A 23443-nucleotide genomic window follows, 5' to 3' on the forward strand; every position below is an offset into this window, starting at 1 on the left:
TGCTCTCATATCTATCTTTCTGTGTAATTTGTAAAATTGGATTGCGTACTTAATGTGGTCAGAGAAATATTTTATGGATGCGGTATCTATTAGTGAAAACTGAAATAAGTCTGTTTAATCAGAGCCTGTTGACATACGATTTAAGAACTACGTTCAATACCTACACGCATCCAGGGCAAAGTGGTGCGTGGCACAGTTGCAACCGCTTCCTGCCTTCCTATCTTATCGCGACACCTTCGCACCCATAAAATCATATATCAACAAGCCTTATCAATAGGATTAATTATGGAGGCGTTTTTCACCTTCGTGAATTGCTACAAAAAATCTTACAATCAATCCAGAGAAAGAAAGAAATGAAACAAACAAAGTGGCTAAAGAAGATGTCCTATACTGTTGCCGCGTTCGGACTGCTGAGTGTTGCTCAAACCGCCGTTTCCGCCCCGGTTCTTTATGATAAGACAGGTAAAGTGAAGGCAAGTCAAAGCGCGGGTATAGCAGAAGTGGCACCAGACAATAAACTGAAGTCTCATGTCAGCACCGCCGAGTCGACGCAAACCTACCTTGACGGGATGAAGCTAGACTTAAGCCAGGTTAAATTAGCAGATGGTAGAATCCGCGTGACCGCTCATGCCAGCAATCCGAAAACGCCAATTCCGCCGAAGCAAATCGAATACTACTGGTCGGCTCCCTCTAATTCAGTTGATCATTATCCGGCATCAGAGTCAGAACAAGGCGAGTCCTCGACGTTCACATTTACGATGCCCGCAACACAGATTGAAAAATACAAATTTGGTATGATGGGTTCCGAAAAGACAAACGATGGCGTCTACGCGATTATCAATACTTTCATTGTCCCCATTGAATCGACGCAAGCTTATCTGAACGGACTAGAACTTAATGTCACGCAAACCAAGTTAGCAAATGGCGCAATACAAGTAATCGCCAACGCCAGCAATCCGGATACACAAACGTCACCAAAGCCGGTCGGATACCACTGGAAGGCCCCGTCTAATTCTGTTGATCATCATCCGGCATTAGAATCTGACCGGAGCAAGTCTTCGACATTTACATTTACAATGCCCGCCACACAAACTGAAAAATACGATTTTAGTTTGACGGGCTTCGAAAAGGAGAACGATAAGGTTCAAGCTGAAATCGATACTTCGATTATCCCCATTGGTTCGACAACGGCCTTCCTAACCGGGCTAAAGCTTAATTTTACGCAATCGAAATTAGCGAATGGCGCAACACAGGTGGTCGCCAAAGCCAGCAATCCGGATATGCAAACTTCACCAACACCAGTGGGATACTTCTGGAAGGCCCCATCGAATTCAACTGATCATCATCCTGAATCTGAATCAGAAGAAAACGAATCTTCGACGTTCACATTTACTATGCCCGTAGCACAGACTGAAAATTACAGACTTAATCTGCTAGGCTACGAAAAAGAGAACACCAAGAATGACACTTATCTTAATGCATCAATTACGCCTCTTAAGGCCCAGCAAGCGCTTCTGAACAGCTTGCAACCTCGCGATGCGCAAGCTACATTAAAAGGCAGTGTCACCGAGGCATCGATTCAGTCGATCGAAGATTACGTAGACGGGTTAGAGTTTGATGTCACGCAAGATAAATTAGCCAGTGGCGAGACGAAAGTGGTCGTCAAAGCCATTAATGCGGATATGCCAACCCAGCCAACATCGTTGAGCTACTTTTGGAGAGGCCCCAAAGGTGCGTCCAACCATGATCCGATAGCGGGCGAGACTACGTCGTCTACATTCACATTTACGATGCCGGCTGCACAAACTGAAACCTACCAGTTCATGATGACAGCATATGATGCAAACAATGAAGGTTACAGCGGCATTGTAAAGACACTGATCACCCCCGCAGAGTCAACGCAAGCCTTCCTCAACGGATTGACACTTGATACGTAAGCGTTCCCTCAGTACCCTCTACCAATAAACACCAAATTTCTGCATGATTTGAATGGGAAGGCACAAATTAATTGTGCCCACAAATTCACATTATGGACACAAATATTGGGACGGTTTCGCGAGCAAAGCGCGGCGCTTATCGCCAGCATTCAACGGAATTTAAACGCAGGGTCGCCGAAGAATCTCTGGTGCCAGGAACTTCGGTATCGCGGGTGGCGCGTGCGCATGACCTCAATGCCAATCAGGTTTTTGCATGGCGCAAGCTATTTCATGTGGGAGCCTTTGAAACTGCCTCGGGCCCGCAGAGTACATTATTGCCGGTTGTGCTCAGCGATCCCCTGCCGGTAGATACACAACCGGTCTTTACCAGTACCGCTGTTTCCCCCGGGGTCATTATTCTGGAAGTAGGCAAAGCCCGGCTTCGACTCGAAGGCGTCGTCGACTCTGCCATGCTTGCCCTTGTTCTGGAACGGTTGCTCGCATGATTGGTCTGCCGGCAGGCACACGTATCTGGATGGCAGCGGGTGTGACCGATATGCGCTGTGGTTTTAATGGCCTGGCAGCCAAGGTGCAGACGGCATTGGCCGAAGATCCGTTCAGCGGTCATGTCTTCGTCTTTCGGGGACGGCGTGGAGATATCCTTAAAATTCTGTGGTGGACCGGCGATGGCCTGTGCCTGCTGGCCAAGCGCCTCGAACGCGGCCGTTTCATCTGGCCGCAGGCAACGGAAGGATCGGTGTCGCTCTCGCAAGCGCAGTTGTCGATGCTATTGGAAGGGATCGACTGGCGGCGTCCGGAACGCACGAATCGGCCCTCATCAGGCTTGTAAACATCGCCACACATGCGTAAACTGGCACCATGCCAACGCACACCACTCTTCCTGACGATATCGCGACCTTGCAGGCCATGATCCTGGAGCGTGACGTCGCCCTTGCCGCGCAAAGTGAAACGCTGGCGCAGTTGCGGGAAGAGCTTTCCACGCGCGGGATCGAAATCGAACACCTCAAGCTTCTTATCGCCAAGCTCAGACGCATGCAGTTCGGCCGCAAATCCGAGAAGCTCGATCACCAGATCGAACAACTTGAACTGCGACTGGAAGATTTGCAGGCCGATGAGAGTGCTGTTGCCATGGAAGAACCTCCGACCAGAAAGCCACGCCAGAGTGCACCGCGCAAACCGCTGCCCCTTCATTTACCCCGTGATGAGAAGATTTATTTGCCCGAACAAAATGCCTGTCCGGATTGCGGTGGTGGCCTGCGGCAACTGGGCGAAGACGTTGCTGAACAACTCGAATTCATTCCCGCCAGCTTCAGAGTCATCCGACACATTCGTCCGAAGCTGGCCTGCAAGTGCTGCGATACCATCCTGCAAGCTGCCGCGCCCAGTCGTCCGATTACACGCGGTCTGGCAGGTCCCGGATTACTGGCCCATGTACTGGTCAGTAAATATGCCGATCACCTGCCGCTCTATCGGCAATCTGTCATGTATGCCCGTGAAGGTGTCGAACTGGATCGGGGATTATTGGCTGACTGGGTCGGTGCTGCCAGCAGTTTGCTGCGACCACTGGTGGACGCGATTCGACGCCATGTGCTGGCTGCCACGAAACTGCATGCCGACGACACACCCATACCCGTTCTGGCACCGGGTAATGGCAAGACCAAGACAGCGCGACTATGGACCTATGTGCGGGATGACCGTCCTTCCGGATCTGTTGAACCAGCAGCAGTCTGGTTTGCCTATACTCCGGACCGTAAAGGCATCCATCCACAAACACATCTGGCCTCTTTTAGTGGCGTGTTGCAAGCGGATGCCTACGCTGGATTTAACGCCATTTATGAAAGCGGCCAGGTCGTGGAAGCCGCTTGCTGGGCGCATGCACGCCGTAAATTTTATGATTTGCATGTGGCCCGACCATCTGCGGTCACCACTGAAGCCTTGCGCCGGATCGGCGAACTGTATGTGATTGAAGCTGAGATTCGCGGCCAACCACCGGACCAACGTCGCGCAGCCCGACAAGCACAATCGCTCGCGCTTATCGATGACTTCGAATTCTGGTTACGGGCGACGCTTCTGCTGCTATCGCGCAAGTCAGACACGACCGCTGCCATCATGTATAGCCTCAATCTATGGCCTGCGCTAAAACGTTATTGTGACGATGGATGCATTGAAATCGATAATTCCGCAGCGGAGCGCTCCTTGCGTGGCGTCGCTATCGGACGTCGTAATTATCTCTTCGCGGGTGCCGACAGCGGTGGAGAGCGGGCTGCCGCTGTTTATTCACTGATCGGCACAGCGAAATTAAACGGTATTGATCCTGAAGCCTGGCTACGCCACGTTCTCACCCATATCGCCGACCACCCGGTCAATCAGGTCCATGACTTCCTGCCGTGGAACTTCACATCTACGATGGCGATAGCCCGCTAATTCTTGCCGATTGAATTTCTCTGCCGGAATTTATCGAGACGGCCGTGGGAATACGCTTACCTTGATACCACACAAACCAAGTTAGAAAGCGGAGCAACCCGAGTAATAGTCAAGGCTAACAATCCGCACATGCCTACATCGCCAACACCGGTTGAATATTTCTGGACAGGGTCAAGGGGTTCAACGGAGCATCAACCGGCCATTGGCCAGCTCACCCATTCTTCAACATTTGAATTCACGATGCCTGCGACACAAGATCAAAAATACACTTTTGTTGTCACAGGATACGAAGCGGGGCGTGATAAAGTTAGCGCTACTCATATCACTTCGATTATTCCAGTTGGGACGACGCAATCCTTCCTAAACGGATTGAAGCTTCATGCCACACAAACCAAGTTAGAAAGTGGTGCAACCCGAGTCGTTGTTCAGGCCAGCAATCCGCATGAAGCGGCTCCTCCAATGCCGGTAGAATATTTATGGAAAAAACCAAGTGGCTCAACGGAGCAGCATCCGGACCATCCGCTCACGGATTCTTCAACATTTGAATTTACAATGCCTGCCGGACAAACTGAAAAATACAGCACCAACGTGACAGGATATCAAAAGGATAAACATTCTGTTTCTTCTTTTTTCAAAATTTCTATCGAGCCGGTTTTAGAGGTTAACCCACTCTAAGTGGCACAGTAATAATTTAATCGACTCTTCTTAACAATCCTCGCTTTGCTCTCTTCATAAGAGCAAAGCGAGGAAACTCATAGTGGCACCCTGAAGTCCGATAGCCAGCAGGCGCTCACAATTTCCCATAGCTATCAACGCTTTTCAAACTACTCAAAGACAGCGCGACATACGATCATTGCAGCATTCCTTCAAAGGGTGATGTCGTAAAATATCAATTTCAAAATTTGGCGTTACTACGCTGCGATTACGCGCACATATTCCTCTAATCCCTTATTCTAAATTCGATGTTCTTGTCGCAAAAATTCTGCCAACGATGTCCCGCGCACCAAATACCAAGCACACTTTTAGCACCTTGCCATTTCCATTTTCTCGGTTAATCGACTCTCCACACATTGCGTCAGACCACAAAAAAACTATCACTTTAGGTCACTTATAACTTATCGGGTTATGGCTATCCAAAGACGCGACATAATGTTGTGCAGATTTAGGCAACTACAGGAATCTTATACACATTAGAGAATCCTCTTACGTCGTTAGAGATTGTTCTGGTATCAATCCCTCTTTATAATTTGTAATATTAGCCTGCGTATTTGACATGGTCAGAGAAGTACTTCATGCATCCGATCATTGATTAATACCAACTGAAATGGGCCTGATTACGCAAGGCCTGTTGACATATGATTTTGGAAATTGCGTTAAATTCAAAATGTGTACAGCAAAGCGCCTGGCAAAGTTGGGAACCGCTCCGACAAACCATGCAGAACCAGCACACGTTGGGTTTGAGCTTGCCGCTACATTCTATCGTACCGCTACGTCGCCTCGCTCCACATTCATTCGCAGCGCCGGCCGCAACCTCGTACCCCCCAATCATAAGTCAACAGGCCTGATAAACATGCTTAGTTACGGGGGTGCTTTACCTTCGCGAACTAATACCAATAATCCTACAATCAATCCAGTGAAAGAAAGCGATGAAACAAACAAAGTGGTTAAAGAAAGTATCCTATACAGTGGCTGCATTAGGGGTGCTGAGTGTTGCGCAGGCGGCCGTTTCAAGCCCGATTCTTTATGACGGTATAGGTAAAGTGAAGGCAGGTCAAAACGCGCGTGCAGCAGAAGCCGCTCCAAACAACAAACTGAGAGCTAACGCAAATAACGCCAAGTCGACGCAAGATTTTTTGAACGGGATGGATCTAGATGTAACCCAGGTTAAGTTGGCAGACGGCAGAATCCGTGTGACTGTTGTTGCCAATAATCCCAAAATGCCAATGCCACCGACGCCGATGGAGTACTACTGGATAACGCCGTCGAATTCTGAAGATCATCAACCAGAATCAGAACTAACCGAGTCGTCGACTTTTACATTTACAATGCCCGCAGCACAAACTGAAAAATACATTATCGATTTGATGGGAATCGAAATGGGGAGCAGTAACATCGCCGGTCATGTCAGTACTTCCGTGGTACCAATTGAGTCGACGCAAGCCTACCTGAACGGGCTGAAGCTTGACTTTACGCAATCGAAATTGGCGAATGGCGCAATACGGGTAGTCGTAAAAACCAGCAATCCGAATGTCCAGACGTCACCAAAGCCGGTAGAATTCCATTGGGGAGCCCCGTATGATTCAGTTAATCATGAGCCTGCCTCTGAATATGAACAAAGTAAGTCTTCGACGTTCGCATTTACGATGCCAGCAGCGCACACTGAAAATTACAACCTGGGCGTAACAGGAATGGAAAAGGGGAACACTAACGTTTCCGCTACCGTCAATGCCTCCGTTGTACCCCTTGGATCGACGCAGGCATACCTGAACGCATTAGAGCTTAATATAACGCAATCAAAGTTAGCGAATGGCGAAATACAGGTGGTTGCTAAAACCAGCAATCCGACTGTACCAACGTCGCCAAAACTGATGGATTACGCGTGGATACCGCCATCGAATTCCGTTGATCATCATCCTGAATCTGAATTAGAACAGCTCGAGTCTTCGACGTTCACATTTACGATGCCTGCCGCACAAACTGAAAAATACGATCTTAGTATGATGGTAGCCGAAAGGGCGCATACTACCGTTCATGCTTTTATTCATGCCTCAATTCAGCCTCTTAAAGCGCATCAGGCGTTTCTGAACCGCTTGCAGCCTGGTGACACGCAATCTAATTTGAAAGGCAGTCGCACCGCTCCATCGAGTCAGTCGATCACAGGCTTCGTAAACGGATTAAAACTTGATGTCACGCAAGATAAATTAGCCAGCGGCGAGACCAGAGTCGTCGTCAAAGCCATTAATCGGGATGCGCCAACGCCTCCAACACCGTTGACCTACGGATGGAGAGGCCCCACAGGTTCGACCGAACATCATCCGGCAAATGGAAAGAGGTCTGAGTTGACTACGTTTGCATATACGATGCCAGCAGCACAAACTGAAAACTATTATCTCTACGTCCCTACGTATGACAAGGTCAATAATAAATTAATCCGCATATTAGAGACGCGAATTACGCCTGCGGAGTCGACACAAGCGTTCCTCAATGGATTGACGCTTGAAACTACCCAAACCAAGTTAGAAGTAGGCGGCACCAAAGTAGTAGTCAAGGCTATCAATACGCACATGTCGGCATCGCCGACACCGGTGGAATACTACTGGATAGCGCCACCGGGCTCAACCGAACATCATCCTAAAAGTGGCTCGCGCACCAAGTTTTCTACATTTGAATTTACAATGCCTGCGACACAAATTGAAGAATATAATTTTAATATCGAAGGATTCGAAGAGGGAAATAATAAAGTAAGAGCTCCACATATGACTTCAATTATGCCAATCGGGACGACGCAAGCCTTTCTGAATGGATTGACGTTTCACTCCACTCAAACCAGGTTGGAAAGTGGCGCAACCAGAGTCGTTGTTCAAGCCAGTAATCCACATGAAGCGACGCCTCCGATGCCGATCGAATATCGATGGGGAAGACCAGTTAGATCCACGGAACATAATCCGACAGAGAGACTCACTGATTCTTCAACATTTGAATTTACAATGCCAGCGGGACAAGTTGAGGAATATAGTATTATTGTAAAAGGGTATCAAAAAGATACACATACTATTTCTTCTTCTACTACCGTCTCTTTTCAGCCGATTAAAGATGAGATTAACCCGTTCTAGGTAGCGCTGTAAGAATATAATTAAAATCTTCTTCAAAGTCCTCGTTTTGCTCTCTTCATAAGAGCAAAGCGAGGAAAATCACATTGACAATTTAAAGACTTGTATCGGACTGACGCTCGTCGGTTTTTCGAAACCGTCAACGCTTTTTAAATCACGCAAAAACTGCTCAAAACCGCTCAACGGTCCATCAATGCCGCATGTCACAAAAGGGAGAGAATTCTGCTCCAATCTGGTTTTCAACCGATGTACCAATGATGCTTTTATTCAGGTTGAAATTTTCCATCGTTTATTCGACGGTCCTGCGGTTACATGGAACAATTCAGTTGTGACTCGCCTGCGTGGTTGCGCCATTCAGTGTGAAAGCCCATAACCGACTACCAATCTGGTCATGTCGAAGCCCCCCAACTGTAGAGTGACAATATTTCCACAATTTTGCAACACTGTTTTAGCAAAAAAACAGTGCCCTAGGATTTACATGCCTCTCAATATATGTAGGAAAAACTCTCTGAATAATTGTGCGGTTTGTAGGCGAAAAACCTTAAATTAAATCTAAATAAAAAAAACACAGCATTTTTAGATGCTGTGTTTTTCATTAACTAGCACGCAGTTTTATTACCTGCGCGGCGGCTACTTACCAAGAACCATAATTTACAGTGAATGTAGCGACACCAGTGATGTCGACTTCTTCTTCAGTTTTCACGCCCGCTGCAATCAATTTATCTAGCGAAGCGATGGCTGGCTGAACATTTATCTCACCGGTATAGTAGCTACCGATAGCTTTGTGAAGGTTCAAAACTGAAAGCGGGTCAGCCAAATGTATCTTACTGCCACCAGGAGTCAGATACTCTTTAGTCCCAGTAAGACTCGCGATATCAGCGATTGGTATGGTAGGCAGGCCAACATTGTCTGAGCCCTCGATCGCCAGACGGATCGGATGTGCTGTCTTCAACGCTTTGGTCTTCGCACCGTACTTGATATTGTCAAGCTGGGCACCCCAGATACCGACATTGACCGGTTTTGCATCAACTAATGTGGTCATGTTGTAGAAGTAAGCAGGCGCGATGGAGCCCAGTATCGAAGTAATACCCAGATCCGCCAGAGGAATATCGGTACCAACTTTGTCGCCGTTCTCAAAATTAGTATCATTCATACTTAGCGCAATTGGTGTGTCTGCGCCGTTACAATCTACTGTAAAAGTCTTTGTCTTTTTAGAAAGTGCTTTACCCAGCGCTGAAGCAGACTGTGTACCATATTCAAACGTAGCGTCACCATTACCAATCGATACGACGCACGCGCCAGGAGTCAGTTTTACGTTCAACGTAACGGTCGCAGTGTCTGCCGCCATTGCGCCAGCAGAAAATACCGTCGCAATAGATGCTGCTAATAAGTGTTTAGAAATTTGTTTCATTGTTGTAAAACCTCATAAATTAAAAATAATGCACGTTATGTCGCGCGAAGATTTCTCCCTAACGGGAGAAATTTTTTTGGATAAAACTCACTTCCAATTTTTTCCTACTACAACTCAATAATAGAAATACGAATATTGCTGCTCATAATGGCTTGCGCGGAACCCGACTTTCCTTGTAGATTGAGTTGTGGTGAGAGTGCTAATTTGGCCTGCAATGTGCTGACCAATATTTCTGTTCCATCAGATGCCAGAGGAACAACCGTCTCATCTGCCTGCAACTGCAAGTCCGCTTTTTGTATGTCGTTCTGTTTGTTGGCCTGCAACACACGCCATTGCTGGATGGGCCGCTCGTTGACGATAGCTGGGCCTAGAGTAGCGATAACATGGCCTTCATCTGCAGTACCAAACTGGATCGTCTTCTCAGTTTCTGCACCCATCCCGGTAATTCTCAAGCCTAGGCGGACAGGTCGTTGACAACTAACCTGCACGGATAGCTCCTGCCGTCCAGCAGATGCAGACTTGCCATCCACGCTGGTCGCTTGCAAATATTCATGCGTGAAATTGCCATAATCAATTTGCGTTTGAGATAGCGCCAGAGAGCAGTTTTCGCCTGTCTGCGCAAAGGCCGCGGATGCGCAACTGCCTCCCATTAAAGCCGCGATGGCAAAATACTTTGCCCATTTTGTGTAATGTTTCATCTCAAGATTTCTTTTCACTATTAATTGATTGCTGGCACACCGCCGTGGCTGTTTCATAGATCTGGTCGCTTGCCTGCTTTTTCGGTAAGGCGACCTCGCATAGAATCGTCTTGCCAACGCGTACCTGGACTGCGTCCAAATCTGTAACATTTGGGATGAAAGCGCCACCATCGCGACCGACTATCGTGGTGATGTATGTGCCTTCAACGTCCGAAACGATCGCACCGGCTTTAATTGGATGGCCATCTCCATCCTGCATGTTCAAAAACATTCTGCGTACCTGTGTGACCTCAAACGGAATGTTGGTCACGGAGCCGCGCGCCATTCTTACTTCTTTGACGCCGTTTTTAATATCTGCATTACGTGGCAGCGTTGAAGGGACAAGCTGAATACGTTCAGCACTGAAGGGGCGTAAATTTGGAATAACTGCGTAGCCACGCCAATCACTCCACGCTGGTCCCGATGGTGTCATCATTTTGACGCCACTGAACTCACCAACCGAAGCGACGCCAAAGGTGTCATCGACCCGATGCGGTGTTAATGTCACTCCACCGCCATGCGCCACCGCACCACCTTTGATGCTGAAGCTACTGCTGCCAGTACCATCAGAGCCACTTGAAACTGAGGCACTCATTGCTGCCACCCGCGATAGGTACGATACTGAGCCGGAAGCACTCGGTCCACCGTAAGCAGATTGTGCTGATCCCAAAGAATAGGCGAACTGGTCGTTAACGCTCTGGCTATAAGTCTCGGCGAGTGATGTATGACCACCAGATCTCTGCGCTGAGGCCCCAAAATTACCTTTGCCCAACGGCATACTCAAACTGGCATAAATGCGCCAGTCACTGGCTTGTCGGGTAGTGCGCTCGGCATTTACATTAAACGACATTCGTTTGAGCGTTTTGCGCCAGCTCGCGCGGAATTGCCCAGTCTCACCATGATGTGCCAACACATGATGGTAGTAAGACGCACTCACACTACCCAACGTGCGGTGGGAATAATTCACTCCCATGCTATAGGAATTCCTACGCTCATCCAGATCGTCCAGCGCATTTACCGTGTGCTGCTCATCAGCATTTAGCTGACGGAAACGCGAACCAAATTCCCGATATTTTTCAGTCTGCGTCGACGCGCCAAAACTAGCGCCAAAACCGGAGCGAAGTTGATGACTACTACCAATATTGACTATTGCCCCGGTGCTGTCGGAACTTTGATCTGTGGCCGTGCGCAAGCCCATATTAAGGCTGTGCGAACCAATGCGGTTCCTGACGGAGCCGAACGAACGTTGCGCAGTAGCGCCGACGCCATAATATCGGTCAGCCAATAAAAATCCCGCCATTCCACTGCTGGCCTCTCCAAGCGGCATTTGAACTGAACCGTAGGAAAGCCAGCTGGAACGATCCTTGTTGCCTGTATTAAGAACGCCGGTTTGTCCCATCCCGACAAAAAAAGTAGGACGTGATTGTCCGGCACCGCCTGCGAAATCCCAAGCCGGTACAGAGAACGTCTGGTGCTGACCGTTCGACTCAATCACTGTAACAATTGCGTCTGATGTACGACTTAGGAGAGGCACTTTTTTCAACGAAAAAGCACCTGCCGGTACCACCGTTGAGTACACCAGCGTGGCTTGCTGACGCACTTCAATACGCGCCACGGTCTCCGCCATTCCAGACACTGTGGTCGTCACACCATCCAGGGAGTTTGCAGCAAAATCAGGGATAAATTGCGCGCCGACGTAGGAAGGAACAGAAAAGAGAGAGCCGTCCCCGTTCAATTGCCCAACACGTAAAATCGTACGCGACTTCATCACCGAACGCTGCGCGTAAGCGTACTGGTGTTGAAGATCCAAACGACCGGTGTCATCTTGCGTGAACGTTTGTCGACTCCGTAGCGCCCAATTATCGACATTCAAACCAAGCTCTGTGAAACCAGAAAAGGAATCAAACCCGCCACCTGCATAACGCCCCTGAAAGTAGGACACGTCGTAATTAAACATTCCAGCCGCACCACCTCGTTGAAGAGCGAGCTCTGGCTCGCTTGATGCTCGCATCACTTCAGCGGGAACATATAAATCCATCGCTTGACGTTGCGGATAGAAATGTGCGGTAGCTAGCGGCACAAGCTCGGTCAAAGGTCGACATGCTTCTCCGATGGAAAGCATTTGCTCCGGTGCTGGCGCGATACCAAGTATTTGCAAATTGTCTGCGCTAAAACAAGGCACTCCCTCATCATCAAAGCGGATGGTCGCTGTGATAGTTTTGACTCGGTTAATCCGCACATCAACGCGCTGGTTGCCCATCGGAAATTTGCCACCTTTAGCAAAGTGGGTCGCCATTTCTTGCGGCAAAGATCGTGCTCGCAAAATATCCGTATCGAAATTTACCATTGCCAATTCTGAGGCGTGCGCTATCCTTACGGCCAAGCTTAAAGCTGCCGGTATTAATTTCTTCATGTCAGTTTTTTTCTTAGGTTGGTGCTTTGGTCATCAGATCGGTGACGGAAGAAACAATCTCTTTCGTGGTGTGCCCATAATCATTTACAGGCAACAGACTTAGCGAAGAAAAGGCAGATGTTGCATCACTCAAAACCGCAACGCGCTGTTGGCCAGGCAATAAATATCCGCCCGATAAAACTGCCTGTTCTTTTGACGGCAATAATGTCAGTTGCGGCATAAACATAACGACCTGATTGCTGTTGTTGACCACGTTAAGTTGCTTACCATCACGCGTCCACTGAAGTTTTTTGTAGGTGTCTTCGGCATTTTCTTGCTCGGCGGCATTGACGTGAACAAAAAGCGGAACAGCTTGCTGGAGTACGAATTTGATGCCGGTTGATTCCGGTGGAATAGCTTCAAACACAGCACGCTTCAGCGTGTCTTTTTTTGACTTCTGATCGCCGTTGAGCATAAATCGTACCATTTGTGTTTCGCCAGGTTCGATACGTACGACTGGTGGCGATACGATTATTTTAGTCGTCGTATCTTCAGGAATATCTTCAATAAAAGAGTGCAGCAATATAGGATAGGGAAACGTATTTTTGACATTATTTACGCCTTCACCAGTTTTGCTATCGACAATCACTGCCAGGCGTTCCAGCGTGACTGAGGCTTTTGCAATACTCGCAAAAAAGGGTAATGCACAAGCTAGCGTGAGCGCAAAAAGACACGCTTTTTTTTGAAAAAACATTTCATTGATCCCTTCGTATTATTGACAGACGCCTGTCATATCCAAGCTAAAACATAGTGGAAGAATTATAGAAAATACTGGCGTCGAAAAATACTGGAGAACCCTTTTAATACGTGAGAAGTATCTATAAATTACCGACAAATTAGACATATCTGTAATGAAAAAAGAATTCCCTAAAGGGTGTAGGGAAAAGCAGAAATTTATTTATTGAGGGGTCAGCTGAACAAAGCATTTTGCAGGTGGTTTCTACCTTGCAATGGGAATGGAGCGCCCTCTGCTTTAAACGGTACCAGAACCGGATTATTTGAATAAAATGGTATCAAGAATAGACTATCGAAAAATTAAATGTGGCACAATCCAAAGAACCAATTTGCTAAGTATTGGATTCTCCCTTACAGCCTTGATCCCCCCGATCATCACCAACTTGCACTATCTGGAGCTAACCGATGTTTATATCCACCGAGCTTGAATATGTAGGATTTTGGGCGCGCGTCTGGGCCAGTCTGATTGACACCATTTTGATGATGATGGTGATTTTTCCGATATTGTTCGCCATTTATGGGCGTGTGGAAATGGCATCCGGCGTCACGTTGACGGGTGCGTCTAATATTTTGATTTCGTATATTTTGCCGGCCGTCGTCGTAATTATATTTTGGACTACCAAGAATGCAACGCCGGGAAAAATGGTGATAGGTGCCACTATCGTTGATGCAGAAACCGGCGAACCACCAAGCCTGAAGCAGCATGTAATCCGCTATATCGGCTATTACCTTTCAGCGATTATCTTTTGCCTTGGTTTTATCTGGGTTGGATTCGATAGAAAAAAACAGGGGTGGCATGACAAACTGGCGGGAACGGTGGTTGTGCGGAAGAAAAACAAAGGAACAGAGCCTGTCAGGTTCGGCATTTAAAAAATCGAGAAATAGTCGCTTTATAAAATTGGTGGTCATACGCTTACGACATATGCTTTCCTTAGCCAGCTATCTTGGCCAGCATTCCCAATACGCACGTGCATAGTTTTTAAACCATTCGGGCCGCCTATTTTGTTCAATAGGCGGCCCGAGGCTGGAAGATAAGTACATTGTGGTCTGGCAGCTAAAAGCCGCTTTAACGCGACAAATATTAATGGTTATCGCGATGTTCTTCTTGACGCTCATCACGGCGGCCATCACGGTGGTCATCGTGATTATCTTCGCGGTAATGATTTTCTCGCCATTGACGTTCACGCCATTCACGCGCACGCATACGGCGTTCATGCCACTCTGACTCACGATCCTGCTCTATATAAACAGGGCGAGGTTGAACATATATCGGACGCGGCTGAACATACACCGGTTCTGGACGAACATAGACGGGTTCAGGGGCAACATATATGCCCGGAAGGCCAATATTTACACCCACATCCACGTGCGCCATAGCGGGACTTGCCGCCATCACTAATACCGCGCTGGTGATCAGCCCGGCTATGATGCTAATCGTTTTTTTCATCATTTTTTCCTTCTGTTTAAACCATTTTTAATACCGATTCGGCTTGCGCCACTACCATGAATTGGCAGTTATCGTTCAAAGAAATTTATTAACCCAGACGTAATACAAGAACTTGTTGAACGTAGTCAGTCAAATACTGAAATATAAAAGACAGGACAAGCCTGTCTCTTTTTTTACACGCTAACTTGATTACTTAGCAGATGCAGATGCACCTGCTTTTGCGTTCACACCAACACCAGCGGGGTGCACTTTGACTTTACTGTTAAGCGAAGTGTGGTGCGCTTTCGTTGCAGTATTCATCGCATCACTTTTAGCATCTACGACACCAGCATGTGCTTTTGCGTTGACATCTTCTGCGCCAGCTTTTGCTTTAGTGTCTGCAGCAACGAGAGCACTTGGTGCTTTTACATCAGGATTTGCAGATACTGAGGTAGATGTTGCGGCATTAACTGCTGCGGTTGGCATTGCAGCTTGAGCGAAACCAGCAGTGATTAACAAACCGGTGATCAAAGCAGCGTGGAATTTGTTCATGTGTGTCCCTTAGGTATCTTAGTAGCCTCAAGATGATTCTCGAGGAGTTGAGATATAAACGACTTGGGAAAGATAACGTTGACGCGCATTACAACCCGTTACAACTCTGCTCCTTAACGTTGGCGTGATATAGACGGGCAGACTACCTTACTTATCGGCGACGGCTGAGCAGCGCGATTTTTGAACCACTGCAACAAATACGCGCAAGTTAAATACGCCTACATTTTGGGATGCCAGCGGTTTTTCACACCATCTGCAATGCGTTAACTAAAGTCATAATTATAAGATCAAGCAGAATGACTATAATGACAACTGCCCGCGTCCACGACGCTCTAGGAGAACACCAATGAACACCACATACAAAATCGCCGTACTCGCAGGTGATGGCATCGGCAAGGAAGTCATGCCCGAAGGCCTGCGCGTCGTCAACGCTGCCGCCAAACGTTTTGGCATTAATCTGGAACTCACCGAATTCGACTGGGCCAGTTGCGACTATTATGCGCAAACCGGCAATATGATGCCAGCCGACTGGAAGGCGCAGTTGTCGGGAATGGACGCGATCTATTTTGGCGCAGTCGGCTGGCCTGACATCGTGCCCGATCACATTTCGCTATGGGGCTCGTTATTAAAGTTTCGTCGCGAGTTTGACCAATACATCAACTTGCGCCCGGCGCAAACCTTCGAAGGCGTGCGCAGCCCGCTGGCAGATCGTGGCGCTGGCGATATCGACATGATGATCGTACGCGAAAACACTGAAGGTGAATATTCGTCCGTCGGTGGCATTATGTACGAGGGAACGCCTAACGAAATCGTGATGCAACAGTCGATATTTTCACGTCGCGGCAGTGATCGGGTTCTCAAGTTCGCATTTGAACTGGCCAAAAAGCGTGCACGCAAGCACGTCACGGTGGCGACCAAAAGCAATGGCATTTCAATCTCCATGCCTTGGTGGGATGCCCGCGCAGCCGAGATGGCAAGCCAATATCCAGACATTACGTGGGACAAACAACACATCGATATCTTGTGCGCGCGGTTTGTCCTGCAACCGCAACGCTTCGACGTCGTGGTTGCCTCCAACCTCTTCGGCGACATCCTCTCAGACCTCGGACCAGCATGCACCGGCACTATCGGTCTGGCACCATCGGCGAACATGAATCCGGAACGCCATTTTCCTTCCTTATTCGAACCGGTCCACGGCTCGGCCCCGGATATCTACGGCAAGAACATCGCCAATCCAATTGCCATGATCTGGTCGGGTGCGATGATGCTCGACTTTCTCGGCGGTGGCAGTAGCGATAGCAAGGGCCGTCAGGCGCATGACGCAATATTGGCTGCAATCAAATCTACGCTCGCATCTGGGCCGCATACCGCTGATATGGGCGGAAATACGTCCACCACTGCGATGGGTGAAGCGATCGCCCGACTGGTGTCTGAAGCGATCTAAAGAAGGCTTGTAGTGTTGGGAATGGCCCGCGATAGTTGATACTCGATGCTTGACCGGGCCTATTCCAAAATAATACCTTTTGCTTACGGCGATACATCGCACCGCTCAAGAATGAATGCCTCTAGTGCAAGCTTCGGTAGCGGTTTGCTGTACAGGTAACCTTGGTATGCCTGACAGCCCTCTTCTACGACGAATGCATATTGTTCGGCCGTTTCTACTCCTTCTGCAACCACGTCCAGATTAAACGCTTTACCCAAAGCTACGACCATACGGATGATGATCGCGCCTTGTTGTTCATCGGCAAAATCCTGGATAAAGACTTTATCAATTTTCAACTCATCCAGAGGCAGGCGCTGTAGATAGGAAAGTGAAGAATAACCCGTTCCAAAGTCGTCTAGCGAGAATCCAATGCCCATGGCCTTGAGAGCATGCATTTTGCTAATCGTGCCTTCAACATCTTTAATCAACAGGCTTTCGGTCAATTCAAGCTTGAGTCTGGCGGGATTCGCACCTGTATCAATAAGGATCTTCACAACTTGATCTACAAAATCCAGATGATGAAACTGGGAAGCGCTGACGTTTACCGACATACTAAACATCTCGGTCTCTGGCGATTTAGCCCATCGAGCCAATTGGACGCAAGCCGTGCTCAATACCCACAGCCCAAGTGGCATAATTAAACCGGTTTCTTCTGCGATGGAAATAAACTCTGCTGGCATCACCAATCCCCGCACCGGGTGGTTCCAGCGCACAAGCGCTTCAGCCCCGGTCATTCGGCCCTGCACATCAGACTGCGGTTGAAAGTAGAGAAGAAACTCATTCCTGGTCAACGCATGACGAAGATCGGTGACCATAGCAACACGAGCGGTGACTAGTGCCTGCATTTCGGGGAGGAAAAACGACATGGCATTGCGCCCGGACGCTTTTGCCTGATACATTGCAAGATCAGCTTGTTTCAAAACGTCTTCGGAAGTAATCGATGGACCGCCGAAAATGGCGATGCCGATGCTGGCACTACTATAGTGCTCCTGATAGATGATCTCGAAAGGCTTGCCAAAGGAGTTAAGTATTTTTTCACCAACTCCCCCGGCATTGTCCGCTGCCTCTTTCTCGGCATCCGCTAAATCTTCTAACAAGACAACAAATTCGTCGCCACCGAGCCGCGCCACCGTATCGCTGACCCGCACAGATTCTTTCAGCCGGTTAGCAACTAACTTTAGTAACATATCGCCTTCGTCATGCCCGCGAGTGTCATTAATACCCTTGAAGTTATCCAGATCAATGAATAGCACAGCGCCAAAACGTCCTGTACGCCGGCTTAACGCCACCGCCTTCTCGATCCGGTCGAGCAGCAACTGACGATTGGGAAGTGTAGTCAGCGCATCGTAGAATGCAAGTGCGTGTAATTCGCCCTCCATTGCCTTACGCTGGCTGATATCCAGAAAGTAGATAGCCAGGCCCTCTTCGGAAGGATATGCCCGTATCTCCATCCATATTTTCAGTTTCCCGTCATATTCCTCGAAAGCCACTGAACAGTTTTGTGCAATCGCCCGATGATATTCCCTGGCATATTGGCCACCGACCGCTTCAGAAAATATATCCCACAAACTGGTGCCAAGAACCTGCCCACTCGAAATTTGCAATAGCCGCTCAGCTTCGTGGTTGAGATACTTAAAATGCCATTGTCGATCGACCATCACAAACGCGTCGGTAATACTTTCCAGAGTGGCCGTCAACAGCGCCGCCTGCCGTACCGCGTTCGCCTCGGAACGCTTCCTCTCGGAAATATCCTGGATTCCTCCCCTTATCTGTATGACCAGTCCGGTTGTATCGCGTACGGCTTCGCCAGTGATACGTACCCACCCCTGGCGCTTGCTGGCCGTTAAAATTTCCACCTCTTGGTCGTAGGGCGTGCCGTCGCGGACGCAAGTATTAAAGAGATGTGTCAGTGATACGCGCCCTTTGTCCACGTAAAACTGACTTGCATCTGCAATCGTCGGAGTGGTGCCGTGTGATACGGCATAGATGTCACACACTTCTTCCGACCAGGAAACCTGATCGGTCTCTAAATCAGCCATCCAACCGCCAAAATGGGCGATACGACTCGCGATTTGAATCAGTGCTTCACTGCGCAACATTCTTGCCTGATATTGGTTTCGCGTTTCAAGTTCGTCGCGGGACCGTCGCAGCACCTCAATCGCTTGTTCTTGCGCCCCCAAATCCCGAACGATACGCCTTGCCAACAGCAATAAAACCAGTGTAAGTGAGACGCCCAGCAAAATGAAACTAGCGTGAGCTAAGCGCAGACTCTTCGATTCTTTTGCATTGCGGGCCGTCAGCAACCCATTTTCCTCGTCTATCATGTTCTTGGTCACGTGCTGCAACCTGTTAGATATATCGGCGCCCTCAACAAAATAGTGCGCTGCAGGAATGCTCCCCAAGGTGTCACTAATTGCCTGCGTTTTGATGAACATCGCGACTCTCTGCGCAAACAAGTCTTGAAGCGTCTTCAGGTAATGTATTTGTTTATTGTTATCTAACGTGAGCGCTTCTATTTCGCGTATATTCACGCGCGCCAAATCGACTGCATTTTCACGATCGTTTAAAAAACGCGCCGCCCGGAGGACAAAATACCCGCGTTGTGCCGATTCGGCGCGTATCAGATTATTTTGAAATTTTTCAATCGTACTCAGGACCTGATGGGTATGGTCGACCCATTTCGTGGCACTGTTCAATTTCGTTTCCATGTATACAGACAAGCTGGCTAATAGAACGAGTACGAACACTACGACGACGAGGGAAATGATGACTAAAGATTTAATACTTTTTTTAATCATTTTTATATCTCGGGAACATGCATTGAGACCGAGAATGCCGAACTCCGGATGGTTGACGGTGCGCAAGCCAACGGATTAATTACGTCCGAGAAGAATAATTCTCAAAAACAATAATAACCCCGAACTCGATGCCGGAAAGTATTAGTTTCCGATAAAGAATGCACTGGTTTAAGACACCCCGGATTTAGCACGCCAGCCCAGCAACCCCAGTCCAGGCATATTTGGATAATACAGTGATTTGTAATTTAGATAACTATATCAACGGATGCGCCGGGATAGTCTACGAGGTGGCCGCAGTTCGATATTATTATATTGACCGCTTAGGCGTCACTGCAGCTTGTATTTCTCACACCTTCACAATAGAATGCCAAAGCATTATCGCGGCTCGGATCATTATCATTTTTAGTCCCGAATTTGCATCATGTCAGCCATGCCACACCTAGTGTCACGGCCTCACTTATAGTTGACACCCTCTCCGTCAGTACCGCATGTCACTTACCCGTTTTCAAAAACGCATCGTCTGGACGTGCCTCATAGCCCTCTGGCTAAGCATGTTCATGCCTGCGATTTCACAAACGATGAAGGCGATGACGGCGACGCGGACGGCGCAGATAGTCAATGACCTCTGCACATCCTCGGGATTAGTTCATCTTGACACGAATAAGGGCGACAACTACTCGCTCCTGGTCAACGAGACTGGAGATCACCAAGATCACCCGAATCAGGATGGTCACGATGGTCACGATAGGCACGATGGTCACGACAGTCACGCCGACCATGGCGATGCCTGCGGCTACTGCACGCTGCTAGCGCATAGCCCGCTCGTCACCAGTTATTTCCACATCATGGTCGTCACGGCGGTCACGACGTCGCATGCGGTGCCGTTGTTATACGATTACTATCCACCACGCCCATTTCGCGGGCAGACCAATCCGCTCGATCCTCCCTCGCCCCTGAAGCAGTCCTGATTTTCTGATTAGTCATGTGCTGACACGATAGTGTCGCCGCCGCTGCATTGCTTATGCCGTGCGGAGGTGCTTATTCATTTGCTTAGCCAATTAAAGCGCTAGGTGAAATCCAGGGGAAGTTTATGCTTAATTTGCGTTCGCAAACTAAGGGAGTCGTGCGTGCTAATGCACGTGCCATCGGGTGTTCAATTGCGCTTGTTGCATCACAACGCACTTCATCATCCAGCCAGTCATCCTACTTAACAGCGGCATTGTTACCGCTTTCTTTTTTTGTCCTGCCTATCCTTTTTCAACCTGCGTTTGCCGCTGAAGAAGAAAGTCATGTTCCAGAAGTCGTCGTCACGGGGGTGAGAGAAAAACAAGTGTTTGATGTCAATTTGCCAGCTACGAGTGAACGTATCACCGCCCAACAGGTAGAAAATATGAACGTCATCAACACCGAAGATGCATTGAAATACATGCCTAATATGGCGATTCGCAAGCGCTTTATCGGTGATGAAAACGCCACCATTTCCGTCCGTGGCAATGGGAACTCACAGACCGCACGCGGATTGGTGTACGCGGATGGTCTTTTGTTGAGCAATTTCCTAGGCAATACATTCAGCTTTCCACCGCATTGGTCGATGGTTTTTCCCGAAGATATTGCGCAGGTTGACGTCATGTACGGTCCTTTTTCGGCCTTATACCCGGGCAATTCAATGGGAGCAACCGTGGCGATCACAACCAAAATACCGACCAAACTTGAGGCCACGCTGAAGACCCAAGTATTCCGTCAGCAATTCAATCTGTTCGGTGTGGATAGCCATTTTGATGGCAATAAAACCACCGCGTCGATTGGCAACAAGGTTGGAAATCTGTCCTTCCTGTTGGGGATTGATCATCTCAGCAATGCCGGGCAACCTTTCGTCTATGGCAACCAGCTGCGCTCCACCACATTAGCCACTGGCGGGGCTGTTCCGGTCACTGGCGCTTATCAATATACCAATCCCAACGGTGCACCTTCGACGCTATTTGGCGTGAACTCCGAAGGTGCTGAACGCGTCGTGCAAGATCAGTTCAAGTTCAAAGCAACTTACGACATCACGCCAACGTTGCAGGCAGGATTGACGTTCGGCTACTGGCGTCAACAAGTGAATAACAACACCACAACATTCTTGCGCGACGCTAATGGTAATCCTGTGGTCGCCGGTCTGGTCAATATTGGTGGCTATCAATACAACCTCCCAAAAGGGTTCTTTGCCCCCGCGGCCAGCGAAAGCGAGAATCAGCTTTATGGCCTGACACTCAAAACCCAACACCCGAACGGCTGGAACTATTCGGCGATTGCTTCCTATTTCGACATTTCAAAGAGCATTTCGCGATCCGCCAACAGCGGACTGCCAAATGATCTGACCGGCGTGGCCACCTTCGGCGATGGTTCCGGTTGGAAAACGCTCGATCTTGTGACCGACTACAAACCGGTTACCGTCAGCGCAGGGACGCATTGGCCCACCTTCGGCTATCACTACGACAATTACTTCCTGGAAAATACGACCAAAAATCTAAGCAACTGGCGAGATGGTGATGGTAGTGGTGGCGGCGGATTCAATAATGCCTTTGCCGGCAAAACCGAAACACAGGCGCTGTTTGCCCAAGACGCATGGCAACTATCCTCACGCTGGAAGTTAACCACCGGATTGCGCTATGAAGACTGGCGCGCCTATGATGGCATGCGCGCAGTGGTTGGTTCGTCGCAAGCCTATAGCAATCGCACCGAATCTTATTGGTCGCCAAAGGTGGCATTGTCGTATCAGGCCACGCCCGATCTGACTTTCCGCTTTTCTACAGGACGCGCGTATCGCTTCCCAACGGTGAGCGAACTATTTCAAGGCAGCCTGACCGGATCAACGTTAGTGAATAACGATCCCAATTTGAAGCCCGAAAACGATCTGGCAAAAGAATTGAGTGCCGAGTGGTCACAATCGAACGGTCTGCTGCGCATGTCGCTATTTGAAGATGATGTAAAAAACACCTTGTTTAGCCAAACCAATACGGCGGTGTTTCCTAACGTGACGAATATCCAGAATATTGATCGCGTGCGCTCGCGCGGCGTCGAGCTGCGTTATTCCGGTGAAAATGTCATCCTGCGCGGCCTTGATCTCAGTGCCAGCGTTGGTTATACACGCTCAATCATTGTGGAAAATAGCAAAAATCCGGCGACGGTTGGAAAGAATTTTTACCGCATTCCATTGTGGCGCGCAAATCTGGTCAGCACCTATCGCCTCAATGAGCAAGCCAGCGTGATGCTTGGCGGGCGCTTCTCCGGGCGACAGTTCAACACGCTCACAAATACCGATATCAATCCCAATACTTTTGGCGGCACCAGTTCATTTTTGGTATTCGACACCAAGCTGACGTTTAAGCCGACGAAACATACTGAGCTTGGATTCGGCATCGACAATCTGACCGACCGACGCTACTACGTGTACTACCCGTATCCTGGCAGAACTTTCTATATGGAAGCAAAAGTCAGCATGTAGAAGATAGATGCGTGACAGATAGGCACCGTATACCGTATAGACAGCGCCTGTTCACTCTCTATCACACTCTTAAGATCAGCTCGGCTGTACACCGCCAATTATTGGTTGACGCAAAAGGGGCAGCGACTAGCCATTAGTCACCGCCCCGTAAAAACACATTTAGTACCGAAA

At 48.7% G+C, this 23443-nt stretch carries 17 protein-coding genes; 10 read left to right on the forward strand and 7 right to left on the reverse strand.

Features of this window, described 5'->3' with window-relative positions; genetic code table 11:
* Positions 1-353: 353 nt before the first annotated feature.
* The 6 genes from ACXX82_RS09700 (at position 354) to ACXX82_RS09725 (ending at position 8194) form a co-directional block, all read left to right on the forward strand.
* The gene (locus ACXX82_RS09700; RefSeq protein ID WP_458562828.1) at positions 354-1937 is read left to right on the forward strand and encodes a hypothetical protein; all 1584 of its coding nucleotides are present in this window, start codon (positions 354-356) and stop codon (positions 1935-1937) included.
* Between the two features lie 92 nt (positions 1938-2029).
* Positions 2030-2422: an IS66-like element accessory protein TnpA gene (tnpA, locus tag ACXX82_RS09705; protein WP_416186780.1), complete on the forward strand. Its 393-nt coding sequence runs from the start codon at positions 2030-2032 to the stop codon at positions 2420-2422.
* Entirely contained in the window at positions 2419-2766 is a 348-nt protein-coding gene (tnpB, locus tag ACXX82_RS09710; protein ID WP_323507754.1) for an IS66 family insertion sequence element accessory protein TnpB, read from the forward strand. Before tnpA ends, tnpB begins: the two co-directional genes overlap by 4 nt.
* Before the next feature lie 29 nt (positions 2767-2795).
* Positions 2796-4361: an IS66 family transposase gene (tnpC, locus tag ACXX82_RS09715; RefSeq protein WP_458562829.1), complete on the forward strand. Its 1566-nt coding sequence runs from the start codon at positions 2796-2798 to the stop codon at positions 4359-4361.
* A gap of 129 nt (positions 4362-4490) precedes the next feature.
* On the forward strand, positions 4491-5036 hold the full coding sequence (locus tag ACXX82_RS09720) for a hypothetical protein (protein WP_458562830.1): 546 nt from the start codon (positions 4491-4493) through the stop codon (positions 5034-5036).
* Between the two features lie 971 nt (positions 5037-6007).
* Complete coding sequence (locus tag ACXX82_RS09725; protein ID WP_323506188.1) at positions 6008-8194, forward strand: hypothetical protein; 2187 nt, start codon at positions 6008-6010, stop codon at positions 8192-8194.
* Between the two features lie 631 nt (positions 8195-8825).
* Here the strand turns inward: ACXX82_RS09725 and ACXX82_RS09730 are convergent.
* From ACXX82_RS09730 to ACXX82_RS09745, 4 genes are all read right to left on the reverse strand, one after another.
* Positions 8826-9602: a fimbrial protein gene (locus ACXX82_RS09730; RefSeq protein ID WP_458562831.1), complete on the reverse strand. Its 777-nt coding sequence runs from the start codon at positions 9600-9602 to the stop codon at positions 8826-8828.
* A 107-nt stretch (positions 9603-9709) separates the two neighbouring features.
* On the reverse strand, positions 9710-10300 hold the full coding sequence (locus tag ACXX82_RS09735; RefSeq protein ID WP_322234098.1) for a hypothetical protein: 591 nt from the start codon (positions 10298-10300) through the stop codon (positions 9710-9712).
* 1 nt (position 10301) lies between these two features.
* Positions 10302-12752, reverse strand: coding sequence for a fimbria/pilus outer membrane usher protein (locus tag ACXX82_RS09740; protein WP_458562832.1), 2451 nt, complete (start codon positions 12750-12752; stop codon positions 10302-10304).
* 13 nt (positions 12753-12765) lie between these two features.
* Positions 12766-13485 carry a fimbria/pilus periplasmic chaperone gene (locus tag ACXX82_RS09745; RefSeq protein WP_323506186.1) on the reverse strand — a complete coding sequence of 240 codons (720 nt, stop codon included), beginning with the start codon at positions 13483-13485 and terminating at the stop codon, positions 12766-12768.
* Positions 13486-13931: 446 nt separating this feature from the next.
* On the opposite strand from ACXX82_RS09745, the gene ACXX82_RS09750 reads away from it, so the two are divergent.
* Positions 13932-14396, forward strand: a complete 465-nt coding sequence (locus ACXX82_RS09750) for an RDD family protein (protein ID WP_323506185.1) — start codon at positions 13932-13934, stop codon at positions 14394-14396.
* 211 nt (positions 14397-14607) lie between these two features.
* Here ACXX82_RS09750 and ACXX82_RS09755 read toward each other — a convergent pair whose 3' ends face one another.
* Together ACXX82_RS09755 and ACXX82_RS09760 are read right to left on the reverse strand one after the other, a co-directional pair.
* Entirely contained in the window at positions 14608-14973 is a 366-nt protein-coding gene (locus tag ACXX82_RS09755; RefSeq protein WP_323506184.1) for a PXPV repeat protein, read from the reverse strand.
* Between the two features lie 189 nt (positions 14974-15162).
* Positions 15163-15504 carry a hypothetical protein gene (locus tag ACXX82_RS09760; protein ID WP_322234110.1) on the reverse strand — a complete coding sequence of 114 codons (342 nt, stop codon included), beginning with the start codon at positions 15502-15504 and terminating at the stop codon, positions 15163-15165.
* A 346-nt stretch (positions 15505-15850) separates the two neighbouring features.
* Here ACXX82_RS09760 and ACXX82_RS09765 point away from each other — a divergent pair, with 346 nt between their 5' ends.
* A complete protein-coding gene (locus ACXX82_RS09765) occupies positions 15851-16948 on the forward strand; it encodes a tartrate dehydrogenase (RefSeq protein ID WP_322234113.1) in 1098 nt (365 codons plus the stop codon).
* A gap of 83 nt (positions 16949-17031) precedes the next feature.
* Here the strand turns inward: ACXX82_RS09765 and ACXX82_RS09770 are convergent, their stop codons facing one another.
* Entirely contained in the window at positions 17032-19785 is a 2754-nt protein-coding gene (locus ACXX82_RS09770) for an EAL domain-containing protein (protein WP_458562833.1), read from the reverse strand.
* A 488-nt stretch (positions 19786-20273) separates the two neighbouring features.
* Between ACXX82_RS09770 and ACXX82_RS09775 the strand changes: the two genes are divergently transcribed.
* The gene (locus ACXX82_RS09775; RefSeq protein WP_323506183.1) at positions 20274-20753 is read left to right on the forward strand and encodes a DUF2946 domain-containing protein; all 480 of its coding nucleotides are present in this window, start codon (positions 20274-20276) and stop codon (positions 20751-20753) included.
* A 122-nt stretch (positions 20754-20875) separates the two neighbouring features.
* Positions 20876-23272, forward strand: a complete 2397-nt coding sequence (locus ACXX82_RS09780; RefSeq protein WP_458562834.1) for a TonB-dependent receptor — start codon at positions 20876-20878, stop codon at positions 23270-23272.
* Positions 23273-23443 lie beyond the last annotated feature (171 nt).

The sequence above is a fragment of the Glaciimonas sp. GNP009 genome (assembly GCF_054343755.1).